2 protein-coding genes are annotated in these 17798 nt (G+C 75.4%); both read left to right on the plus strand.

What is annotated here, in order from left to right; translation table 11 throughout:
• Window positions 1–266: 266 nt before the first annotated feature.
• Window positions 267–16367 (plus strand): type I polyketide synthase, encoded by a 16101-nt coding sequence (locus tag KUM32_RS15185; protein ID WP_254405592.1) that lies wholly within the window; start codon window positions 267–269, stop codon window positions 16365–16367.
• A 16-nt stretch (window positions 16368–16383) separates the two neighbouring features.
• A partial coding sequence (locus tag KUM32_RS15190; protein WP_217142407.1) for a beta-ketoacyl synthase N-terminal-like domain-containing protein occupies window positions 16384–17798 on the plus strand: 1415 nt, incomplete at its 3' end.

A 17798-nucleotide genomic window follows, 5' to 3' on the forward strand; every position in this document is an offset into this window, starting at 1 on the left:
GCGAGTTTCGCCATGCACAACGCCTGGCGGTTCCGGTATGGTCACGAACACCCCTATGGGGCCCGCGAGTTGACCTGCTCGCCCCGGCGATATATCGCCACGGGCGATTGTCCCTGGCGAAATATCGCCCTCACCGCAGCGATAAAGGGGAATTGCTGCTGCATCACACGTCGTGCTTCGCAGGGACAACATGACCTGAAGCTGTCTCCGGTGTTTCCCGTATGGGGCTCGGGGTGAGAAATGGGGAGAACGTTGAGGAGCAGGTGTTGACCAGGACGGTCCCGTCGCAGGCTGCCATCGCGGTCGTCGGCTATGCGTGCCGTCTGCCCGGAGCGCCCGATCCTGACGCTTTCTGGCGGCTGTTGCTCGACGGACGGCACGCCATCACCGAAGCACCGGCGGACCGTTGGACGACCGCCCAACTCGACGCCGCCGCGACCCCGCACGCCGCCAGCGCGCGATGGGGCGGATTCATCGAGCACCCGGACGCGTTCGACGCGGCCTTCTTCGGTGTCTCGCCCCGCGAAGCCGCCGCGATGGACCCGCAGCAGCGGCTCGCCCTGGAACTGAGCTGGGAGGCCGTCGAGCACGCCGGCCTGCTGCCCGCCGCGCTCGCCGGCACCCGCACAGGCGTGTTCATCGGCGCGGGAGGGGACGACTACGCCACGCTGCGACGGCAGTCGGCCGGTGAGATCACCCATCACACGCTGGCCGGCACTCAGCGAGCCCTCATCGCCAACCGGCTCTCGCACAGCCTCGGTCTGCGCGGCCCGAGTCAGCTCGTCGACACCGGCCAGTCGTCGTCGCTGGTCGCCGTGCATCTGGCGTGCCAGAGTCTGCGCAGCGGTGAGTCCGTCACCGCGCTGGCCGGCGGCGTCAGCCTGAACCTGGCACTCGACACCGCGCTGGTCGCCGCCGGCGTCGGTGCCCTCTCCCCCACGGGGCGCTGTCACACCTTCGACGCACGGGCCGACGGCTACGTACGCGGCGAGGGCGGTGGCCTGGTCCTGCTGAAACCGCTCGACCAGGCCGTCGCCGACGGCGACACCATCCACGCCGTGCTCCTCGGCAGCGCCGTGAACCACGACGGCGACGGCAGTGCGCTGACCGTGCCCGACGTCACGGCACAGCGCGAGGTGGTGGCACTGGCCCACCAGGCTGCCGGCGTCTCGCCCGCCGACGTCGGCTACGTCGAACTGCACGGCACGGGCACCAAGGTCGGCGACCCTGTCGAGGCAGCCGCACTGGGCGCCTCGATCGGCGCCGCGCGGCCGGCCGGCTCGCCTCTGCTCGTCGGCTCGGCCAAGACCAACGTCGGTCACCTCGAGAGCGCCGCTGGTGTGGTCGGCCTGCTCAAGACCGTCATGGCGGTGCGCCACGGCAGCATCCCGGCCAGCCTCCACTTCCACGCGCCGCCGCCCGGCATCCCCCTCGAGGACCTGAACCTCCAGGTGGCCACCGGACACAGTGCGTGGCGCGACGACCGCCGGGTCGCCGGCGTCAGCTCCTTCGGCCTGGGCGGTGCCAACTGCCATGTGGTGGTGGCCGCCCACGTTCCGGACGTGTCGGCACCGGCCCCTGCGGAGCGGCCCCCGTCTCCCGGTGCCGTGCCCCTGGTGGTGTCCGGGCGTACCCCGGCCGCGCTGCGCGCACAGGCCGCGCGGCTCGCCGACCGGGTCGACGACCACCCCGGAACCGACCCCGTCGATCTGGGCGGTTCCCTGCTGTCGTCCCGGACTCTCTTCGACCACCGTGCGGTGTCCCTGGGCACCGATGGCCTGCGGGCGCTGGCGACGGGCGAGCCCGGCGAGGACGTGGTCACCGGACACGCCACGACGACCGTGGGCAAGACGGTGTTCGTCTTCCCCGGGCAGGGTTCGCAGTGGGTCGGCATGGCGCGTGAACTCATGGACGGGTCACCGGTCTTCGCCGCCCGCATGGACGAGTGCGCACAGGCACTGGAGCCGTTCACCGACTGGCGTCTCGCCGACGTGCTGGGCGACGCCGACGCGCTGGGGCGCACGGAGGTCGTCCAGCCCGCCCTGTGGGCGGTGATGGTGTCGCTCGCCGCGACGTGGCAGTCGCTGGGCGTCGTCCCCGACGCGGTGCTCGGCCACTCCCAGGGCGAGGTCGCGGCCGCCGTGGTGGCGGGCGCCCTGTCCCTGGAGGACGGCGCGCGCGTGGTGGCCCTGCGCGCCAGGACGCTGCGCGCCCTGGCCGGACGCGGCGGTATGACATCGTTGGCGCTGCCGGTCGGGGAGGCCCGCGAGTTCATCGGGCCCGAGCTCACGATCGCCACGGTCAACGGTCCCTCGTCGGTCGTCGTCGCCGGCGCCCCGGAGGCACTGACGGAGCTGGAGGCACGTGCCGAGGAGCTGGATGTCCAGGCTCGCCGGCTGCCTGTGGAGTACGCCTCCCACTGCCCGCAGATGGAGGAGATCGAGCAGGACGTACTGGAGGTCCTGCGGGACGTGACCCCCCGCGCGGCAAGCGTCCCGCTGTTCTCGACCGTGAACGTGGACTGGGCGGACGGCACGGAGCTCGACGCCCGGTACTGGTACCGCAACCTGCGCCGGACCGTCGAGTTCGAGGCGGCCGTACGCACGTTGGCGGACGCCGGATACGGCGTGTTCGTCGAGGTCAGTGCCCATCCGGTGCTGACCTCGGCGGTGGCCGGGACCGCCGGTGACGTGATCACGGGCGGGACACTGCGCCGGGACGACGGAGGATGGGAGCGGCTGAAGCGCTCGGCGGCCGAACTGTTCGTCCAGGGCGTCGACGTCGACTGGTCCCCTCTGCTCACCGGCGCCAACCGCGTCGCCCTGCCCACCTACCCGTTCCAGAGGCAGTCCTACTGGTTCGACCGGGCCGCCGAGCCCGCCCCGGCCGTGACGGCCCTCGCCGACACCGGTCTGCCCGCACTGACCGACCTGGTCAGATCCCACGCCGCCGCTGTCCTGGGACATCCGAGCGCCGACGAGGTCGACGTCCGCCTGGCCTTCAAGGCCCTCGGCCTCGACTCCACCTCCTCGCTGGAACTGCGCGGCCGACTGGCCGCGGCGACGGGCCTGCGACTGCCCGCGGCCCTGGTCTACAACCACCCCACCGTCGAGGAGGTCGCGTCCTTCCTGCACCGTGCTCTGCACGGTGCGGACACCGCCGCACCGGCCGCCGCACCGGCCGCCGCACCGGCGGACGAGCCCGTGGCGATCGTCGCCATGAGCTGCCGGCTGCCCGGCGGGGTGCGCTCCCCCGAGGACCTGTGGCGCCTTGTGGAGTCCGGCACGGACGCCGTCGGACCACTGCCCGAGGACCGCGGGTGGGACCTGGACACCCTGCTCGGCGGCGAGGGCGACGGGACCTGCCACACGGGCTTCGGGGGATTCCTGGACGGGGTGGGCGACTTCGACGCGGACTTCTTCGGCATCTCGCCGCGCGAGGCACTCGCCATGGACCCCCAGCAGCGGCTGCTGCTCGAGACCAGCTGGGAGGTGTTCGAGCGGGCCGGCATCATCCCTGCCACGCTGCGCGGCAGTGCCACCGGCGTCTTCGTCGGCGCCATGAACCAGGACTACCTGCCCCGGCTGCACGAGTTACCGGCCGAGGCCGAGGGGTACGGCCTGGTCGGCGGTGCCGGCAGCGTCGCCTCGGGCCGCATCTCCTACACCCTCGGCCTGCACGGTCCGGCCGTGACCGTCGACACGGCCTGCTCGTCGTCGCTGGTGGCGCTCCACATGGCGGCACGCGCGCTGCGCAGCGGCGAATGCTCCCTCGCCCTGGCCGCCGGAGCCACGGTGATGTCGGGCCCGGGCATGCTGATGGAGTTCAGCCGGCAGAGCGGCCTCGCCCGTGACGGCCGCTGCCGGGCCTTCAGCGACGATGCCACCGGCACCGGCTGGGGCGAAGGCGTCGCCGTACTACTGCTGGAGCGGCTGTCGGACGCCCGGCGCAACGGCCACCCGGTGCTTGCGCTGGTGCGCGGCAGCGCCGTCAACCAGGACGGCGCCTCCAACGGCCTGACCGCGCCGCACGGCCCGTCCCAGGAGAGCGTCATCCGCGACGCCCTGGCCGACGCAGGGCTGACCGCTGCCGAGGTGGACGCCGTCGAGGCCCACGGCACCGGAACCGTCCTGGGCGACCCGATCGAGGCCGAGGCGCTGCTCGCCGCCTACGGCCAGGACCGCGAGCAGCCCCTCCGGCTGGGCTCCCTGAAGTCCAACATCGGCCACACCCAGGCCGCCGCCGGGATCGCCGGAGTCATCAAGACGGTGCAGGCGATGCGGCACGCGACGCTGCCCCCGACCCTGCACGTCCGTACGCCGTCGTCCCGCGTGGACTGGTCGGCCGGCGCGGTGCGGCTGCTCACGGAGAAGGCGGCCTGGCCCGCCGCGGCCCGCCCGCGCCGGGCCGGCGTCTCGTCCTTCGGCGTGAGCGGCACCAACGCCCACGTCATCCTCGAAGAGACACCGCCCACCGAGTCCGAGGCGGCACAGCACGCCCCGGACGCCGCGCCGGCCTCCCTACCCTGGATCCTGACCGCCCGCGACGCCCACGCCCTGCACCGGCAGGCCGACCGGCTGGCGGCGCATCTGGCCGCCGCCCCGCAGCTCCGCCCGGTGGACGTGGGCTACTCGCTGGCGGCCGAGCGGACCGCGTTCGAGGAGCGCGCCGTGCTGCTCGCCGGGCCGTCCGGGCTGCGCCCGCTCGCCGAGGCCACGCCCGGTGACGGGCTGCCGCTGCCCGGCGTGGTACGCGGCACCGCGCTGCCCGGCGCCAGGACCGTCTTCGTCTTCCCCGGCCAGGGATCGCAGTGGGCCGGCATGGCTCTGGAACTCGCCGGGTCCGCACCGGTCTTCGCCGAGCGAATGCGAGCCTGCGAGGGCGCCCTGGCGCCGTACGTCGACTGGTCGCTGTCCGAGGTCCTGGCCGAGCCCGGAGCACCCCGGCTGCAACGCGTGGACGTCGTGCAGCCCGCGCTGTTCGCCGTCATGGTCTCCCTGGCCGCCCTCTGGCGCTCGCACGGCGTGCGGCCCGACCTGGTCGTCGGCCACTCGCAGGGCGAGATCGCCGCGGCCGTGGTGGCCGGCGCGCTCTCGCTGGAGGACGGTGCGCGCGTCGTCGCGCTGCGCAGTCAGGCACTGCGCGCCCTCGCCGGGCGCGGCGGCATGGTGTCCGTCGCCGAGTCGGAGGAGGCTGCCGCGCGCCGTCTCACCCGCTGGGGCGGCCGGCTGGCCATCGCCGCCGTCAACGGTCCCGGGGCTGTCGTCGTCTCCGGCGACCCGGAGGCGCTGGACACCCTCCTCGCCGCGTGCGAGGAGGAGGACTGCCGCGCCCGCCGTGTCCCGGTCGACTACGCCTCGCACTCGGCGCACGTCGAGGAGATCCGCGAGGCGGTCGTCGGGGCACTGGACGGTATCGAGCCCCGTCGCGCGGCGGTGCCGTTCCTCTCCACGGTCGCCGGCGAGGTGCTGGACGGCACCGGCCTCGACGCCGAGTACTGGTACCGCAACCTGCGCGGCACAGTCCGCTTCGGTCCGGCCGTGGCGGACGTGCTCTCCGCGGGTTCCGCCCTCTTCATCGAGGTCAGCCCGCACCCGGTGCTCATGCAGGGCATCACCGAGTCCGTCGACCGCACCCCGGACCACCCGGCGGCCGTGCTGTGCACGCTGCGCCGGGACGACGGAGGCCCCGAACGGTTCCTCACCTCCCTGGCCGAGGCCTACGTGCACGGGGCGCCGGTGGACTGGACGGCGCTGTACGAGGGCAGCGGCGCCCGCCGCACGGAACTGCCGACCTACCCGTTCGAGCCCCGGCGGTACTGGCTGGACACCTCGCGTGCCGCCGCGTCCGCGCGACCCGGACCCGACACCTGGCGTTACCGCGTCACCTGGACCCCGCGGCCCGACGCCGACCGCGCACCGGCTCCGGACGCCCTGGCCGGGCACTGGCTGGCAGTGGTGCCCGAGCACCTCGCCGGGGACGCGTACACCGCCGGGGTGTCGGCCGTTCCGGTCGCGTACGGCGCGGACGTCACCGCCGTGACCGTGGCCGCCGGCGACGACCGGGCGGCCCTCGCCGAGCGGCTGCGTGACGCGGCCGGGGGCGGCCCCGTCGCGGGCGTCCTCTCGCTGCTCGCCCTGGACGAGCGGCAGTGCCCCGGACACCCGGCGGCGCCCGCGGGCCTGGTGTCCACCGTGGCGCTCGTCCAGGCACTCGGCGACACCGGCCTCACCGCGCCGCTGTGGCTGGCCACCCGGGGCGCCGTCGCCGTGGACGCCGACGACCGGCTCACCGCCGCCGAGCAGTCCCCGGTCTGGGGTTTGGGCCGGGTCGTCGGCCTGGAACACACCGACCGCTGGGGCGGTCTCGTCGACCTCCCGGCCGGCCTGGACGAGGACACGCGCACCCGGCTGGCCGCCGTTCTTGCGGGCCTGCCCGCGGACGGCTCGGCGGAGCCCGCCCAGGGGACCGAGGACCAGACAGCCGTGCGCGCGGCGGGCGTGTTCGTGCGCCGTCTGACACGGGCGACCCAAAGTGCTCGCCCCCGGGCCCGGACCTGGGAGCCCCGCGGCACCACGCTCGTCACCGGCGGTACCGGTGCCCTGGGCGCGCACGTCGCCCGCCGGCTCGCCGACCGCGGCGCCGACCACTTGCTCCTCGTCGGCCGCGGCGGGCGGCAGGCACCCGGCGCGGACGCGCTCCGCCGGGAGCTGGAGGAGCGTGGCTCCCGCGTCACGATCGCCGCCTGCGACGTGGCCGACCGCGACGCCCTGGCGGCGCTGCTCGCGGCGGTCCCGCAGGAACACCCCCTCACCGCCGTCGTACACACCGCCGCCGTCCTGGACGACGACATGGTGGCGGCGCTGCGCCCGGAGCGGATCGACCGGGTGCTGCGCCCGAAGCTGGCCGGCGCCCGGCATCTGCACGAGCTGACCCGGACGCTGGACCTGGACGCGTTCGTGCTGTTCTCCTCCGTGGCCGCCACCTTCGGCGTACCCGGCCAGGGCAACTACGCCCCGGGCAACGCGTTCATGGACGCCCTCGCCGAGGAGCGCCGTGCCGAAGGGCTCGTGGCGACCTCCGTCGCCTTCGGCCCCTGGGCGGGCTCGGGCATGGCCGGCCGGACCGGCGTCGGCAACCTGTTGGCCCGGCACGGCCTGCTCGCCATGAACCCCGAGGACGCCCTGACCGCGATGGAGCGGGCCGTCGCGGACGACGAGACCTGCCTCACCGTGGCGGACATCGACTGGGACCGGTTCTTCCTGGCGTTCACCGCCTCCCGTGTCCGGCCGCTGCTGCACGACGTGCCCGAGGTACGGCGCATCCGCGCGGCCGCGGCCACCGCCGAGGAGTCCGGCACGGCCGGGAACGCGCTTGCCCGGCGGCTCGCCGAGGCCGGCGAGGAGGAGCGCGGCCGCATCCTGCTCGACCTGGTGCGCTCTCACGTCGCCACCGTGCTCGGCCACGCCGGCGCCGAGGCGATCCCGGTGGAGCGCACGTTCAAAGAGCTCGGCTTCGACTCGCTGACCGGCGTGGAGATCCGCAACCGGCTGGGCGCCGCGACCGGACTGCACCTGCCCGCGACCCTGGTGTACGACCACCCGACACCGGCCGCCCTGGTGCGCCACCTGCGCGCCGGACTGGCCGGCCCCACGGACGCCGCCCCCGGGCCGGACCGTGCGCCCGCGCCGGCCGGGGCCGACGACGACCCGATCGCCGTCGTCGCGATGAGCTGCCGCTTCCCCGGCGGCGTACGCACCCCGGAAGACCTCTGGCGGATCGTCGGCGAGGGCACCGACACGGTCGGCGCCTTCCCCGCCGACCGCGGCTGGGACCTGGACGGGCTGTACCACCCCGACCCGGCGCATCCGGGCACCACCTACGTGCGTGAGGGCGCCTTCCTCGACGACGCCGCCGGCTTCGACGCCGACTTCTTCGGCATCTCCCCGCGCGAGGCGCTCGCCATGGACCCGCAGCAGCGCGTGCTCCTGGAGACGTCCTGGGAGCTGCTGGAGCGCGCCGGCCTCGACCCGACCACGCTGCGCGGCAGCCGTACGGCCGTCTTCGCGGGCACCAACGGGCAGGACTACCCGGCGCTGCTCGCCGCCGCGCCCGCGGACCACGCCGACAGCGAGGGCTACGGCAGCACCGGCGCCGCGGCCAGCGTCGTCTCCGGCCGCATCTCCTACGCCCTCGGCCTGGAGGGGCCCGCCGTCACGGTCGACACCGCCTGCTCCTCCGCGCTGGTCGCCCTCCACCTGGCCTGTCAGTCGCTGCGCCGGGGCGAGTGCGACCTGGCCATGGCCGGCGGCGTCACCGTGATGTCCACGCCCGGCCTGTTCCTGTCGTTCAGCCGGCAGCGCGGCATCGCCCCCGACGGGCGCGCCAAGGCGTACGCCGCCTCCGCGGACGGCACTGCCTGGGGCGAGGGCGCCGGACTGCTGCTGCTGGAGCGGTTGTCGGACGCCCGGCGCAACGGACACCAGGTGCTCGCCCTCGTGCGCGGCAGCGCGGTCAACCAGGACGGCGCCAGCAACGGCCTGGCCGCCCCGAACGGGCCGTCGCAGCAGCGGGTCATCACGGCCGCCCTGGCCGACGCCGGCCTGCGCGCCGACGAGGTGGACGCGGTCGAGGGCCACGGCACCGGCACCCGCCTCGGCGACCCGATCGAGGCGCAGGCACTGATCGCGACCTACGGACGGGACCGCGACGCGGACCGGCCGTTGTGGCTGGGCTCGGTGAAGTCCAACATCGGGCACACCCAGGCCGCCGCGGGCGTCGCCGGCGTCATCAAGATGATCACGGCGATGCGGTACGGCGTCCTCCCCCGGTCCCTGCATCTGGACACCCCCTCCGACGTCGTGGACTGGACCGCGGGAGCCGTACGGCCGCTGGCCGAGGCCCGGCCCTGGCAGCCCAGGACCGGGACGCCGCGCCGGTTCGGCGTGTCCGCGTTCGGTATCAGCGGCACCAACGCGCATGCCCTCTTCCAGGAGCCCGAGCCGCAGGACGCCGGGAACACCCGGGGACGGTCCGCCGACCGCCCCGCCACCGGCGCCCGGCTCTTCCCGCTCGCCGCCAAGGGCCGCCCCGCCCTGCGTGCCCAGGCCACGAGCCTGCTGGCGTTTCTCGAGAGCGAGGCCGTGGGCGACGACGCGCTGACGGACATCGCGTACTCGCTGGCCACCACCCGCGCCGCGCTGCCCGACCGGGCCGTCGTGCTGGCCGAGGACCGCGACGCCCTGGTGCGCGCGCTCGGCGCGCTCGCCGACGGCCGCCCCTCGGCCGGGGTCTTCGAGGGCACCGCCCGCGAGGACGCCGCTCGGTCGGTGGCCTTCCTCTTCACCGGGCAGGGCAGCCAGCGCCCCGGCATGGGCGCCGAACTGTACGCGCGTGTCCCCGTCTTCGCCGCCGCCTACGACGAGGTCTGCGCGGAGCTGGACCGGCACTTGGACCGGCCGCTGCGCCAGGTCGTCGACGAGGACGCCGCGGCCCTGGAGCGCACCGAGTACGCCCAGCCCGCGCTGTTCGCCGTCGAGGTCGCTCTCTTCCGCACGCTGCGGGAGTGGGGTGTGCACCCGCAGCGGCTCGCCGGCCACTCCGTCGGTGAACTGGCCGCCGCGCACGCCGCCGGCGTCCTCGCGCTCGCCGACGCCGCCGTCCTGGTGACCGCGCGCGGACGGCTGATGCAGGCCCAGCGCTCCGACGGCGCGATGCTCGCCGTCCAGGCGTCCGCCGAGGAGGCGGCCGGCCCGCTCGCCGCGTACGGGGACCGGGTCGCCGTGGCGGCCGTCAACGCCCCGGGGTCCGTGGTGCTCTCCGGCGACGCCGACGCGATCGCCGGCCTCGCACGGCACTGGCGTGAGCAGGGCTGCAGGACCAAGCTGCTGCGCACCTCGCACGCCTTCCACTCCGCGCACCTGGACGGCATGCTCGCCGAGTACGAGCGGATCGCAGCGGGCCTCTCCTACGCGGCGCCGTGCATCCCCGTCGTCTCCACCGTGACGGGCGCCGAACTCACTCCCGAGGAGGCGTGCTCGCCCGCCTACTGGACTCGGCAGGCCCGGGCCACCGTCCGGTTCGCCGACGCCGTACGCACCCTGCGGGCCGGCGGCACCACCACGTTCGTGGAACTCGGTCCCGACGGTGTGCTCAGCGGCATGGTCCCCGACTGCCTGCCCGAGGAGAGCCCGCCGGCGGTGTCCCTGCTGCGCGACGGCCGGCCCGAGGAGCAGACCCTGCTGGCAGCCGTGGCCCGCCTGCACACCGCCGGCACCGGACCGGACTGGGAGGCGTTCTTCGCCCACGCGGGAGCCGTCCGGCGCGCACTGCCGACCTACCCCTTCCAGCACCAGCGGTTCTGGCCGCACGTACCGGCCGCGTCCGGCGCCGCCGGACGGGCCGCCGACCGGTGGCGCTACCGCGTCGGCTGGACGGAGCCGGCCGAGCCCGCCGCCCCGGGCGCACCGGACCACACCTGGCTCGCCCTGGTCCCCGACGCCGAGGACGGCGACACCGCGCTCGCCGCCTGCCGCGCCTGGCTCCGGGAACTCGGCACGCCCGTCGTCCCCGTCTCCGCCGGCACCGGACGGGACGCGCTCGCCCGGCGGCTGCGGGACGCGGCCGGACCGGGCCAGGTCTCCGGCGTGCTGTCGCTGCTCGCGCTCGACGAGCGGCCGCACCCCGGCCACCCGGCGGTACCGGCCGGCCTGGCCGGCACCCTGACCGCCGCCCAGGCACTGACCGACGCCGCCCTCGACGCCCCGCTGTGGCTGGTGACGCGAAGCGCGGTCACCGTGGACCAGGACCGGGACACCGCACGGCCTGAGCAGGCGCGGACCTGGGGTCTCGGCCAGGTCTTCGGCCTCGAACAGCCCGGGCTGTGGGGCGGCCTGGTCGACCTACCCGCCGACGTCGACGCGACCGCCCTGACCCGGCTGGGCGCCGTCGTCACCGGCGGCGGCGACGAGGACCAGATCGCCGTCCGCGCCGAAGGCGTCCACGCCCGCCGCCTGGAGCACGCCCCCGCACCGGAGGCCGGCCCGCTCTGGCAGCCGCGCGGCACGATCCTGGTCACCGGCGGCACCGGCGCCCTCGGCCGCCACGTGGCGCTGCACCTGGCCCAGAACGGTGCCGAGCACCTGGTGCTCGCCAGCCGCCGCGGCCCGGCCGCGCCCGGCGCCGACGCCCTCCGCGACGAACTGACCGCCCTCGGGGCGCGCGTCACCGTCGAGGCGTGCGACATGACGGATCGCGAGGCGGTCGCCGCCCTGCTGGCGGCACACCCACCCGCCGCCGTCGTGCACACCGCGGGGGCACTCGGCCTCGGGTCCGTCGAGGACGACAGCGTGGCCGCGCTCGGCGAGATCGCGGCGGCCAAGGTGCTGGGCGCCCGCCACCTGGACGAACTGCTCGGGGACACCCCGCTGGACGCGTTCGTGTTGTTCTCCTCCATCGCCGGCGTCTGGGGCAGCGGAGGGCAGGGCGCCTACGCCGCCGCCAACGCCCACCTGGACGCGCTGGCCGCCCGGCGCCGGGCCCGCGGGCTCACCGCCGTCTCCGTCGCCTGGGGCCCCTGGGCCGGCGGCGGCATGGCCGACGACGAGGCGCTGAACCGGCTGCGCCGCCGCGGCCTCGCCGCCCTGGCACCCGCCGCGGCCGTCTCCACCCTGCGCACCCTGGCCGTGGGACCGGACGCCACCGTCGCCGTCGCCGACGTCCGCTGGGAGGAGTTCGCCCCCGCCTACACCGCGGCACGCCCGCGCCCTCTGGTCGAGGACCTGCCGGAGGTGCGGGCGGTCCTGGCGGGCCGCGCGGAGGCCCCGGAGCCCCCGGCGTCCGCGTTCGCCGCTCACCTCGCGGGACTGCCGGCCGCGCGCCGCGAGGAGGCGGTACGCGACCTGGTCCGCGACCACGTCGCGGCCGTCCTCGGCCATGACTGCGCCGACGGCGTCGCCGTCGACCGGGTCTTCCGCGACCTCGGCTTCGACTCCCTGACCGCCGTGGAACTGCGCAACCGGCTGGTCGAGGCCACCGGGGTGCGGCTGCCCGTCACCGAGGTCTTCGACCACCCCACCGTCGCGGACCTGGCCGGCCGGCTGTACACCGGACTCGACGCCACCGCACCCGGCGCGAAGGAGCGTACGGCCGGCGCCGACGCCCCGCGGGCGGCGGCCGACGAACCGCTGGCGATCGTCTCCATGGCCTGCCGGTTCCCCGGCGGCGTGTCCTCGCCGGAGGACCTGTGGAAGCTGGTCGCCGACGGCGAGGACGCCATCGGCGACCTGCCGGCGGAGCGGGGCTGGGACCTGGAGCGGCTCTACCACCCCGACCCCGACCACGAGGGCACCTTCTACGCCCGCGGCGGCGGCTTCCTCCACGACGCCGGCGGCTTCGACGCCGACTTCTTCGGCATCTCCCCGCGCGAGGCGCTGGCCATGGACCCGCAGCAGCGGCTGCTCCTGGAGACCTCCTGGGAGGCGCTGGAGCGGGCGGGCATCGACCCGACGTCGCTGCGCGGCACCCAGGGCGGCGTCTTCGTCGGCGCCGCCACGCAGGGCTACGGCAGCGGATCCACCGAGGGCGTCGAGGGCCACCTGCTCAGCGGCACCGTCACCAGCGTGGCCTCCGGCCGCATCGCCTACACGCTCGGCACCGAGGGCCCCGCGGTCACCGTGGAGACGGCCTGCTCGTCCTCCCTCGTGGCGCTGCACCTGGCCGGCCAGTCCCTGCGCTCGGGCGAGTGCGCGTACGCCCTGGTCGGCGGCGCCGCCGTGATGGCGTCCCCCGACGTCTTCGTGGAGTTCAGCCGGCAGCGCGGACTGTCTGCCGACGGCCGGTGCCGGTCGTTCGCGGAGGAGGCCGACGGCACCGGCTGGTCGGAGGGCGTCGGTGTGCTCGTCGTCGAGCGACTGTCGGACGCCCGCCGCAACGGCCACCCGGTGCTCGCCGTGGTCCGCGGCTCGGCCGTCAACCAGGACGGCTCGTCCAACGGCCTGACCGCGCCCAACGGCCTCGCCCAGCAGCGGGTCGTCCGCCGGGCGCTGGCCGACGCCCGGCTCGAACCGGCGGACGTGCAACTGGTCGAGGCGCACGGCACGGGCACCACCCTCGGCGACCCGATCGAGGCGCAGGCGCTGCTGGCCACCTACGGCCAGGACCGCGAGGAACCGCTGTGGCTGGGCTCGGTCAAGTCCAACATCGGCCACACCCAGGCCGCCGCGGGCGTCGCCGCGATCATCAAGACGGTGATGGCAATGCGGCACGGCACCCTGCCCAGGACCCTGCACGCCGAGCGGCCCAGCACCAAGGTCGACTGGAGCGCCGGCAACGTCCGGCTGCTCACCGAGGCCCGCCCCTGGACGGGACCACGCCGGGCCGGTGTGTCGGCGTTCGGTATGAGCGGCACCAACGCCCACGTCGTACTGGAACAGCCGGAGCAGGACGAGACGCCCGCGCCCGCCTCCCCGGACCGCACGGCACCCCTGCTGCTGTCCGCCCGTACCGCCGGAGCCCTGCGCGAACAGGCCGCACGACTGCACCGGCTGCTGCGCGACACCGACGTGCCCGCCGCCGACGTGGCCCGCACGCTGGCCGACCGGACCCGCTTCGAGCGGCGCCTGGCCGTCCTGGGGTCCGACCGCGACGCCCTGCTGTCCGCCCTCGCCGCGCCCGACACCGCGCCGAACGCCGTCGCGGGCGAGGCCGGCTCCGGCCGCACGGTGTTCGTCTTCCCCGGCCAGGGCACGCAGTGGACCGGCATGGCGCTGGAACTCGCCGACGCCGAGCCGGAGTTCGCTGCTCGTCTGGATGCGTGCGCCGAGGCTCTCGCCCCATACGTGGACTGGTCCCTGCGCGAGGTCCTCGCGGACGAGACGGCCCTGGCCCGGGTCGACGTCGTCCAGCCCGCCCTCTTCACCGTCATGGTCTCGCTCGCCGCGCTCTGGCACTCCTACGGCGTCCACCCGGACGCCGTCGTGGGTCACTCGCAGGGCGAGATCGCCGCGGCCGTGGTGGCCGGAGTGCTGAGCCTGGAGGACGGCGCGAAGATCGTGGCGCTGCGCAGCCGGGCCATCCGCCGTTCCCTGGCGGGCAAGGGCGGCATGGTCTCCGTGGCCGCGGACGAACCCACCGTCCACGGCCTCCTGGACGGCCACGCCGGGCGCATCGCAATCGCCGCAGTCAACGGCCCCGCATCGACCGTCGTCGCCGGCGACCCCGAGGCGCTCGACGCCCTCGTCGCCGACTGCGAGGCCCGCGGCGTAAGGGCCAGGCGCCTCCCCGTCGACTACGCCTCGCACTCCGCCCACGTGGAGGAGGTGCGGGAGGAACTCCTCGCCGAACTGGCCGGTGTCCGGCCCGCCCCGGGCGAGGTCCCCCTGCTGTCCACCGTCACCGCGGACTTCGTCGACGGCACCGCGATGAACGCCGAGTACTGGTACCGGAACCTGCGCGAACCGGTCGCCCTCCACGCGGCCACCGAACGGCTGCTGCGCACCGGACACACCCTGTTCGTCGAGGCCGGCCCGCACCCGGTGCTGGTCGCCGGCATCGAGGGCACCGCCGCGGACGCCGGGCTCCCGGTCTCCACCGTCGGTACCCTCCGGCGCGGCCAGGGCGGCCGGGAGCGCATGCACGCCGCCCTCGCCGAGGCGTGGGTCGCCGGCGCCGACGTCGACCGGACTGCCCTGACCGGCCCCGGCCGGCGGGCCGAGCTGCCGACCTATCCCTTCCAGCGCGAGCACTACTGGCTGCCCACACCCGGCAGGTCCGCGGCGGGCCCCCCGCAGCAGGCTCCCGACGTGCTGTACCGCACCGAGTGGCACGCGCTGCCCGACCAGGACGCGTCGGCAGCGCTGGACGACTGGGCGGTCGTCGTGCCCGACGGCGGTCACCCGCTCGTCGCCGCCCTGCCCGGGCCCGTCACCACCGACGCCGGCCTCAAGAACGTCACCGGCCCCGTCGCCGGCGTGCTCTCCCTGCTGGCGCCCGCCGACACCCCGGCCCTGGTGCGCGCCCTGGACGCGGCCGGCGTCCGGGCCCCCCTGTGGTGCATCACCACCGAGGCCGAGCAGGACCCCGAGCAGGCCACGCTGTGGGGCCTCGGCCAGGTCGTCGGCCTGGAGCAGCCGGAGCGCTGGGGCGGCCTGGTCGACCTGCCCGCCGCCCCCGACGACACGGTCGTACGCCGCCTGCGCACCGTCCTGGGCGGCACCGAGAGCCAGGTGAAGGTCCGCGCCGACGGCGTGTACGCCCGGCGTCTGGTCCGCGCCCCGCAGGCCGCGCCGCCCGCCGAACGCTGGGCACCCGGCCGCGTCCTGGTCCGCGGCGCCGACGAGCCCCTGGCCGCCGGGATCGCCGGCTGGCTGGAGCGGCACGGCGCCGAGGGCGTCCGCGTCAGCGCCGACCCCGCCGCACGGCCCGAGCCCGGCGAGCGCACCGTGATCCAGGTCGCGCCCGCCGAGCCGCCCGGCGGCCCGGTCACCGAGGCCGTGCTGTCCGTACCGGCCGAACCCGACGGCACCATGGACACCTTCGTCCTGCTCCACCCGCTCAGTGGCGTCTGGGGCGCGGCACGGCAGGCCGCCGGCACCGCCCGGTACGCGGGCCTGGCCGCGCTCACCGCCCGGCTGCGCGACCGTGGCGTCCGCGCCGTCTCCGTCGCCGTCGGCGGCTGGGAGCCGCAGGCACCCGCCGAGAGATCGGTATCCGCCGACACGGTGATGGCGGCGGTCCGGCGGGCCGTCGAACGCGGCGAGCCCGCGCTCATCGTGGCCGACGTCGACTGGGATCTGATCGTCTCGGCGGTCTCCACCCCGCGCCAGCTCAACCTGATCTCGGAACTGCCCGAGGCCGCACCGGAGGAGCACGGTGACGACCTCGCCCAGCGGCTGTCCGCACTGCCGGAGGCCGACCAGCGCCGGGCCCTGCTCGACCTGGTCACCGAGCAGGCATCGGCCGCCCTCGGCCACGACACGCCCGGCGCCCTCCGGCCCGAAGCGCCCTTCGCCGACCTGGGCTTCGACTCGCTGCTCGCCGTCCAGTTCCGCAACCGGCTCTGCGCGGCCACCGGGCTGGCCGTCTCCCCGACGGTGGTGTTCGACCACCCGACGCCGGCCGCCCTCGCGGACCACCTGCACGGCGAACTGCTCGCCGGGCCCGACCCCGTAGCCCCGGTGCTGGCCGAACTCGACCGTCTGGAGCGAGCCCTGGGACGACTGCCGGTCGTGGACGAGATCAGCACCCGACTGCACACCCTGCTGCGCCGCTGGGACGAACGCAGCGCACCGGCCGAGGCCGGTGAACTCAGTTCGGCCAGCGCCGACGAACTGTTCGACCTACTCGACAACAACTTCGGCAGCGCCTGAGGAGCCCGGTAACACCATGACAGACGACAAGAAGCTGCTGGACTACCTCAGGCGTGCCACGGCGGAGCTCGGTCAGACCAAGGAGGCGCTGCGCGCGCTCCGCCAGGCCCAGCACGAGCCGATCGCCATCGTGGGCATGGCCTGCCGGTTCCCGGGCGGCGTCGAGTCCCCCGAGGACCTGTGGAACCTGGTCGCCGAAGGCACCGACGCGATCACCGAGTGGCCCGTCAACCGGGGGTGGGACCTGGAGGGCCGCTACGACCCCGACCCGGAGCGGACCGGCACGTCCTACACCCGCAACGGCGGCTTCCTGCACGACGCGGGCCTGTTCGACGCGGGCTTCTTCGGCATCTCGCCGCGCGAGGCCCTCTCCATGGACCCGCAGCAGCGGCTGCTCCTGGAGACCGCCTGGACCGCCGTCGAACGCGCCGGACTCGACCCGCACACGCTGCGCGGCACCAAGACGGGCGTGTACATCGGCGCCATCGGCAACGGCTACGGCGACCGCTCCAAGGACGTCCCCGAACTCCAGGGACTGCTGGACACCGGCACCGCCGACAGCGTGGTGTCCGGCCGCGTCTCCTACGTCCTCGGCCTCGAAGGCCCGGCGGTCAGCATCAACACCGCCTGCTCCTCCTCGCTGGTCGCCATCCACCTGGCCGTCCAGGCACTGCGCACCGGCGAGACCACCATGGCGCTGGCCGGCGGCGTCACCGTGATGGCCACCCTGGACGCGTACATCGCCTTCAGCCGGCAGCGCGGTCTCGCCCCCGACGGCCGCTGCAAGGCGTTCGCCGACGCCGCCGACGGCACCGGCTGGTCCGAGGGCGTCGGCGTCCTGGTCCTCGAGCGCCTCTCCGACGCGCAGCGCAACGGCCACCGGATCCTCGCGGTGATCCGCGGCAGCGCCGTCAACCAGGACGGTGCCTCCAACGGGCTGACCGCGCCCAACGGTCCGTCGCAGCAGCGCGTCATCAAGGAGGCGCTCGCCGACGCGCAGCTCTCCCCGGGCGACATCGACGCGGTCGAGGCGCACGGCACCGGCACCAAGCTGGGCGACCCGATCGAGGCGCAGGCCCTGCTGGCCACCTACGGCCGCCACCGCGACCGGCCGCTGTGGCTGGGTTCGCTGAAGTCCAACATCGGCCACTCGGCGGCGGCGGCCGGCGTCGGCGGCGTCATCAAGATGGTGCTGGCCATGCGCAACGGCATGCTGCCGAAGACGCTGCATGTCGATACCCCGAGCCGGGCCGTCGACTGGTCGGCGGGCCGGGTGGAGTTGTTGACCGAGGCGCGGGAGTGGGGCGAGGAGGGTGCCCCGCGTCGCGCCGGTGTCTCCGCCTTCGGTGTCAGCGGTACGAACGCCCATCTGATCCTGGAGCAGGCTCCGGTGGAGGAGCCGGTGGAGGAGCCGGCGGTGGCCGGGGCTGC

Source organism: Streptomyces sp. AC627_RSS907, assembly GCF_019049165.1.